A 5,779-nucleotide genomic window follows, 5' to 3' on the forward strand; every position below is an offset into this window, starting at 1 on the left:
GGTCAGAAGAACACGGACCGCCGCTGCACGAGCTGCTTGTACAACGTGTGCTGAATCGTTTCTCGTACCTGGTCGGTCAGGTTGAACATCAGCATGGGGTCGTCCGCGGCCTCCGCCGGATACCCGTCCGTGGGAATCGGCTCTCCGAACTGGATCGTCCACTTCGTCGGCAGCGGCACCAGCCCCAGCGGCCCCAGCCACGGGAACGCGGGCGTCAGCGGGAAGTACGGAATCCCCAGCAGCCGCGCGACCGTCCGGGAGTTGCCGAGCATCGGATAGATCTCCTCGGCCCCCACGATCGAGCACGGCACGATCGGCGCCCCGGCACGCAGTGCCGTCGACACGAAGCCGCCCCGGCCGAAGCGCTGGAGCTTGTACCGCTCCGAGAACGGCTTCCCGATCCCCTTGAACCCCTCCGGCATCACCCCGACCACCTCGCCCCGCTCCAGGAGCTGCTGCGCGTCCTCCGCGCAGGCGAGGGTGTGCCCGAGCTTCCGGGAGAGCTCGTTGACACCCGGCAGCATGAAGACCAGGTCCGCGGCGAGCATCCGGATATGCCGGTCGGCCGGGTGGTGGTCGTGCACCGCCACCTGCAGCATCAGCCCGTCCACCGGGAGCGTCCCGGAGTGGTTGGCGACGACCAGGGCCGCGCCCTTCTCCGGGATGTTCTCGATGCCCTTCACCTCAACCCGGAAGTACTTCTCGTAGAAGGGCCGCAGCGCGGACATCAGGACCTGGTCGGTCAGCTCCTCGTCGTAGCCGAACTCGTCGACCTCGTACTCGCCGGTGATCCGCCGCCGCAGGAAGCTCAGCCCGTGCGCCAGCTTCCGGTCCCAGCCGCCCTCCTGCGCGGCCTCCGGCTCCCGCCCCCGGGCGCTGCCGTCCGCGGCCACCGGCTGCTCGGGCTCGGCCGCCGCGGCCTGGTCCACGTCCCGCTGCGGCGGCACGGGCGCGAGGGACGACACGCGGTTCGTACGGGCCCGTCCCGTCCGCTTGCCCTTGCGCTTGGACCGCGGCTCCTCGCCGCCGAACGGGATGACCTTCGCGTCCGCCATGGTGGGTGCGCTCCTCACTTCTGGCCGCGGCCGGCAGGCAGTGCCGCAGCGATCCGGTCGACGGTACGGGCAAGGGTCTCGGGCGGCAGCAGCCCGGGCCCCCGGCTGCGCGCGTAGTCCTCGAAGGCCCCCGCGGTGGTGTAGCGCGGGTCGAAGCCGAGGACCTCGCGCATCTGGGTGGTCCGGACGACCCGCCCGTGGGTGAGGAGCCGGATCTGCTCGGGCGAGAAGTCCGTCACGCCGACCGAACGCAGTGCGGAGCCGACCCAGGTGACGGTCGGCAGGAAGAAGGGGAGCGTGGGGCGCCCGAGGCGGCGGGCCGCCTGCGAGAGCAGCAGCACCCCGTCACCCGCGACGTTGAAGGTGCCGCTGTTGAGCGTGCCTCTGCGCGGCTCGCCCGAGGCGATCCGCAGTACCTCGATCACGTCGTCCTCGTGGGCGAACTGCAGCCGGGGGTCGAAGCCGAGGACGGTGGGCAGCACGGGCAGCGCGAAGTACTCCGCGAGCGGCGAGTCGGCGCAGGGCCCGAGGATGTTCGCGAAGCGCAGCACGCACACCGCCACGTCGGGCCGGCGCCGGGCGAAGCCGCGCACGTACCCCTCGACCTCCACCACGTCCTTGGCGAAGCCCCCGCTGGGCAGCGACTTCGGCGGGGTGGTCTCGGTGAAGATCGCGGGATCACGTGGCGCGGATCCGTAGACATTGGTGCTGGACTTGACCACCAGGCGCTTGACCGAGGGCGTCTTCTGGCAGGCGCCGAGCAGCTGCATCGTGCCGATGACGTTGGTCTCCTTGACCGATGCCCGGCTGCCGCGCTTGCCCAGCGGGGTGCCGTTCACATCCATGTGGACCACCGTGTCCACAGCGTGTTCGGCCAGAACCCGCGCAATCCTGGGATGGCGAATGTCCGCCCGTACGAAATCGGCCCCGCCCAGATGGTGTGCGGGTGGCACCGCGTCCACCCCGATCACCCGGTCCACGTCGGGCTCGCGCTGGACGCGGCGGACGAACCGGCCCCCCAGCTGCCGTGCGACTCCGGTGACGAGCACGACCTTGCCCAAGATCAGCGCCTTCCTCTGCCCACGATCCGCCCACGACCTACCCATGAGTGGTGCTGCCGCGGCCACCGTAGCGGGTCGTTGTTGCGCTGTGATGACCGGCCGATGCGCGGAGCTACATTTCAAGCCGTAGCCGAGGTTTCACTCACCGCTACCGGCCCGCAATGCACCACAGCCCTCCCACCATGATCGGTGGAAGGGCTGCGGGACAAGCACAGCGGCGTGCCGCTTACTTCTTGTTGCGACGCTGAACGCGCGTGCGCTTGAGCAGCTTGCGGTGCTTCTTCTTGGCCATCCGCTTACGCCGCTTCTTGATAACAGAGCCCACGACTACCCTCGCTTACATCGATTCACTCGGTGCGGGGCGTCCGAGCCCACACGACCTACATCGGGCCAGCCTACCCGGCACCGGGCGATCAGCGTAATCCAGGGCCCCCGTCAGGCTGTTTCCACCCCCACGTAGGACTCTCGGAGGTACTCGTGCACCGCTTGCTCCGGGACCCGGAACGACCTGCCCACCCTGATCGCCGGCAGATGACCGCTGTGCACCAAGCGGTACACGGTCATCTTGGACACTCGCATCACCGCGGCGACTTCCGCCACGGTCAGGAACACGACCTCGTTGAGAGGCCTCTGGTCAGCAGCCATGACACACCTGAACCTTCCGCACATGACGCGCACCGGCTTCCCCTCCGGTGACTCCTCGTCGCTGCGCGCTCACTCCCCAGGTTAGGGGCGGGTGATGCGAGTGGGGAAGAGGAGCAGCCATCGGCCGCCTACTGTGACAGACACGCTCGATTGAGTACATAGCGAGTAAGCGGTCGGTAGTAATCAGACCGCACAGTGTCATCAAGCGGAACGACGACGGACACCCGCCCCTCCGCCTGCCCGACGAACGGCGCCGGGTCGTCCGCATCCGCCAGGCCGAGGGCCTCAATACCCAGCTGACCTGCCCCGCAGACCCAGCCGTGGTCCCCGATGACCACCGCCGGAAGCGGTTCGTCACCGTCCATCGCCGCCCCCAGGGCCACCCGAAGCGGGAGCGGAGAATGCGTATGTACGCCGGGCTCACTTCCACACCCACGTGCGCCGGGTTCACGCACCAGCGCGACGCCTCGAACGTAGTCCAGGTTGTAGGTACGTACCCCGAACCGGGTCGTTATGTCGACACTTCGACCCTGCGCCGGGCGGAGGACAGTGCACCCCGCCGCCGAGAGACCGGCGGCCAACCCGGCGTAGAAGCCCAGGAGCCGGTGCGGGTGACCGGTGCCGATCAGCACCGGCGCGGCCGCCGCGGCCACCGCGGCGAGCCGGTCCGCAAAGGCACTCAGTGCCACGATCGTACGGTCGGGGTCGATGACATCCTGCCCCGAAGCGTGACCGGGATCGGCCGAAACCCCGCACTTGCGGCCCATCAGTTGTAACAACTCCCCCAGCCGCCAGTCCCGTTCCGGCTCCAGCCCGAGCAGCGCCCGGGGATCTCCGGCCACGAACATCCGGTAGCGGCTCATGCTCCGCTCCCGGGAGGTGGACACGACACCGGCGATGCGGGAGCGGAGGAGGTGGCTGCGGAGGGCGGATTGAGCACAGGACTGGGCGGGAAGCTCGGTCAGCACGGTTCCGATGCTGACGGAACCGCCCCTGGGCCGAAGGGGATTCGCTCAGGGATCCCACGGTCGGCCTAACGGCCCGGGTGACGCGGCACGACCCGCGCAGCACGGCCCCGGGTGACGTGGCGTCCTACGGGAGCAGGCCGTGCGCCGGGAACACCGCCCGCCGCGTCGCCAGGATCGACTGGTCGAGCCGGTCCCCCGGGTCGTACCCCGAACCCGTGAAGTCCTTCCACTCGGGCCGGCGCCCGTCCGTCATCCGGTACGGCCCCAACTGCCTCGTACGACGGAACACTTCGGCCCGCCACTCCTCCGGAACGGCACGCTCGGGAGCCACCGGCGCCCCCGCGGCGATCGCCACCAGATGGGCCCAGGACCGCGGCACGACGTCGACCACCGCGTACCCGCCGCCGCCCAGGGCGACCCACCGCCCTTCCGCGTGCTCGTGAGCCAGCGCGTGACAGGCCTCGGCCACCATCCGCTGGGCGTCCAGCGACACCGCCAGATGGGCCAGTGGATCCTCGAAGTGCGTGTCGGCGCCGTGCTGCGTCACCAGCACCTGCGGACGGAAGGCCGCCAGCAGCTCCGGCACCACGGCGTGGAACGCCCGCAGCCACCCCTCATCACCCGTCCCCGCCGGCAGCGCCACGTTGACGGCGCTTCCCTCGGCTCCCGGACCACCGGTCTCCTGGGGCCAGCCGGTCTGCGGGAAGAGCGTGCTGGGGTGCTCGTGCAGGGAGACGGTGAGGACGCGCGGGTCCTCCCAGAAGGCCGCCTGGACTCCGTCGCCGTGGTGCACGTCCACATCGATGTACGCGACCCGCTCGGCGCCGAGCTCCAGCAGCCGGGCCACGGCGAGGGCCGCGTCGTTGTACACACAGAACCCGGACGCCGCGCCGGGCATCGCGTGGTGCAGCCCGCCGGCGAAGTTCACCGCATGGAGGGCCTCGCCGCGCCATACGGATTCCGCGGCGCCCACCGACTGCCCGGCGATCAGCGCCGAGGCGTCGTGCACGGCCGGGAAGGCCGGGACGTCGGACGTACCGAGGCCGTACGAGCCGTCGGCGGAGGCGGGGTCGGCGGCCGCTGCGCGCACGGCGGCAATGTAGTCCTCGCGGTGCACCAGCCGCAGCGTGGAATCGCCCGCGGGCCGGGCGGCGGCGACGCGTACGGAACGGTCCAGGCCGAGTGCCTCGACCAGCCGCATGGTGAGCGCGAGCCGCACCGGATCCATGGGGTGGCCGGGCCCGAAGTCGTAGCCCGTCACCGCCTCGTCCCACATCAACTGCGCACGGCCGCTCATGAGCGTCACCGTAGTGGATGGGTCAGACCAGGAGCTGAGCGAGTTCCGTCATCTCACCGAACAATCCCTTGGCGCCGGCTTCGGTCAGTCGCTCAGGAGAGGTCATGCCGGTGTACCCGTAGACGTCCATACCGGCGGCGAGCGCGGCTTGGACGCCCAGCGGACTGTCCTCGACGACGACACAGCGGGTGGGTTCAACACCCATGGAACGGGCGGCGTGGAGAAAGAGGTCGGGGGCCGGCTTGCCCCTGCCGACGTCCTCCGCGCTGAAAATCCAGGATTCCTCGAACCATTCGTCCAGCCCGGTACGGCCATGGCCGTACCGGATCCGCTCATGGGTCCCGGAGGAGGCGACGCAGTACGGAATGCCGGTGGCCACCAGGTACTCGAGAACCTCCGCAGCACCCTTTATGGGCTGCAGCTCGCGGTCGAACGCGTCGAAGGTGCGGGAGTGCAGGGTGATGTCGAAGTCGGCGGGCAGCTGCCGGCCGGTGCGTTCGAGCACCAGGTCGTGGACGCGGTGCACGGCGGAACCCATGTAGTCCCGGACGGATTCCGCGTACGTGGTGGGGTGCCCGAGTTCGGTGAGGTAGTCGGCGAGGACCTGGTTGGCGATCGGTTCGCTGTCGACGAGCACACCGTCGTTGTCGAAGATGACGAGGTCGTAGCGCATCATGACGTCACCCTAGAGGCCCGGAACGCAAAAATGCCTCAGGCCCCGAGTGATATCACTCAGGGCCTGAGGCTGAAAAA

The 5,779-nt window shown here is 69.6% G+C and carries 7 protein-coding genes; all 7 read right to left on the reverse strand.

Going from position 1 to position 5,779, the window contains the following annotated elements; all coding sequences use genetic code 11:
• Positions 1–2: 2 nt before the first annotated feature.
• Positions 3–1,055, reverse strand: a complete 1,053-nt coding sequence (locus tag V7793_RS32120) for a lysophospholipid acyltransferase family protein (RefSeq protein WP_336013233.1) — start codon at positions 1,053–1,055, stop codon at positions 3–5.
• 14 nt (positions 1,056–1,069) lie between these two features.
• Entirely contained in the window at positions 1,070–2,116 is a 1,047-nt protein-coding gene (locus V7793_RS32125; RefSeq protein WP_336013234.1) for an NAD-dependent epimerase/dehydratase family protein, read from the reverse strand.
• Positions 2,117–2,342: 226 nt separating this feature from the next.
• On the reverse strand, positions 2,343–2,441 hold the full coding sequence (locus tag V7793_RS32130) for a 30S ribosomal protein bS22 (RefSeq protein ID WP_003948845.1): 99 nt from the start codon (positions 2,439–2,441) through the stop codon (positions 2,343–2,345).
• Positions 2,442–2,551: 110 nt separating this feature from the next.
• The gene (locus tag V7793_RS32135; RefSeq protein WP_123975194.1) at positions 2,552–2,761 is read right to left on the reverse strand and encodes a helix-turn-helix domain-containing protein; all 210 of its coding nucleotides are present in this window, start codon (positions 2,759–2,761) and stop codon (positions 2,552–2,554) included.
• A 128-nt stretch (positions 2,762–2,889) separates the two neighbouring features.
• Positions 2,890–3,726, reverse strand: coding sequence for a phosphatase (locus tag V7793_RS32140; RefSeq protein ID WP_336013236.1), 837 nt, complete (start codon positions 3,724–3,726; stop codon positions 2,890–2,892).
• Positions 3,727–3,853: 127 nt separating this feature from the next.
• Positions 3,854–5,026, reverse strand: coding sequence for an acetoin utilization protein AcuC (locus tag V7793_RS32145; protein ID WP_336013235.1), 1,173 nt, complete (start codon positions 5,024–5,026; stop codon positions 3,854–3,856).
• 22 nt (positions 5,027–5,048) lie between these two features.
• Positions 5,049–5,699: an HAD family hydrolase gene (locus V7793_RS32150; RefSeq protein ID WP_336013237.1), complete on the reverse strand. Its 651-nt coding sequence runs from the start codon at positions 5,697–5,699 to the stop codon at positions 5,049–5,051.
• Between the last annotated feature and the right edge of the window lie 80 nt (positions 5,700–5,779).

Source organism: Streptomyces sp. KLMMK (assembly GCF_036961605.1).
In the GTDB taxonomy this organism is placed as follows: domain Bacteria; phylum Actinomycetota; class Actinomycetes; order Streptomycetales; family Streptomycetaceae; genus Streptomyces; species Streptomyces telluris.